We start from the raw sequence: 587 nt of genomic DNA on the forward strand, positions 1-587 counted from the left end.
AGGAGAGCGTCAAGGTCTCGCTCTGCGGCCGGCTCGGGAGCCGCGCACCAGAAGGCGACGCTGGCGTAGGCACGGAAGTGCCTGTACGGCTGGGTTCCCTTGGCGATGTTGCACCGCTTGCAGGCGAGAGCCAGGTTGTCTTCGGAGTCTTCGCCGCCGTCCGCCAGGGGGTCCTTGTGGTCTACGTGCCAGGCCCTGGCATCCGGTCCGATGGTCGGACCGCCAGGTCTGTTGCAGTAGTGGCAGCGGAAGCCCTGGGCTTCGATGAATCCGGCCCGCCAGAGTGCAGATCGGGATATTCGGGGGATGCGGTCGCTCATTGCCTGCCCCCGCTTAAGCCGCGTACTGGTGCGGCGTCAGTTCACCGTTCTCAAGGACCCAGCGGATGTGGGCAGCCGTCATGCGCGGCGACTTGCCGATGTAGGTGAACGGGACTCGGCGGTCCTGCATGGCTTCGACGACCCAGTTCTCGGTCTTGCCGAGCATCTCGGCCACCTCGGCCGCGGGGTAGCACCGCAGTTCCGGGTCCTGCGTCTGACGCACAAGCGCCTCGACGGCGGCGGTCAGGCGCTCGATGAGCGAAGCGT

The 587-nt window shown here is 66.8% G+C and carries 1 protein-coding gene and 1 pseudogene; both read right to left on the reverse strand.

Features of this window, described 5'->3' with window-relative positions; translation table 11 throughout:
- A partial coding sequence (locus G3I78_RS47035) for an HNH endonuclease signature motif containing protein (RefSeq protein WP_164436743.1) occupies window positions 1-320 on the reverse strand: 320 nt, incomplete at its 3' end.
- Between the two features lie 13 nt (window positions 321-333).
- Window positions 334-587, reverse strand: a pseudogene (locus G3I78_RS47040) (hypothetical protein); the annotation flags it as partial.

Source organism: Streptomyces sp. SID13726 (assembly GCF_010548375.1).
Classification (GTDB): Bacteria; Actinomycetota; Actinomycetes; order Streptomycetales; family Streptomycetaceae; genus Streptomyces.